Below are 286 nucleotides of genomic sequence, written 5' to 3'. Positions count from 1 at the left end.
ACTCCGCATTCTTCAACGCGCACTTGCCATCTGGATCGGAACCTGCCCGCACTGCCACCACAGATTCCCAACCTAACAAAGTACTACTAGGGGGAAACTTCACGATGGGCCCCACCCAACAACGAGGGCGGCGCAACGCACAGGAGGACGCCATGGGCGCACAGGTCTCGATCGGCGACTTCGCAGTGATGACTAGCCTCAGCAGAAAAGCGCTGCGCCACTACCACGAGATCGGGATTCTAGAACCAACTCTCGTCGACGCTCACACTGGTTACCGCTTCTACGA

The 286-nt window shown here is 58.0% G+C and carries 1 protein-coding gene; it reads left to right on the top strand.

Going from position 1 to position 286, the window contains the following annotated elements; all coding sequences use genetic code 11:
- Positions 1 to 152 precede the first annotated feature (152 nt).
- Positions 153 to 286, top strand: a 134-nt coding sequence (locus A2J03_RS29670; RefSeq protein WP_156520174.1) for a MerR family DNA-binding transcriptional regulator, incomplete at its 3' end; no start/stop codon positions are given.

The organism is Rhodococcus sp. EPR-157 (assembly GCF_001647195.1).
In the GTDB taxonomy this organism is placed as follows: domain Bacteria; phylum Actinomycetota; class Actinomycetes; order Mycobacteriales; family Mycobacteriaceae; genus Rhodococcoides.
This window is presented reverse-complemented; position numbering and strand designations above follow the sequence as displayed.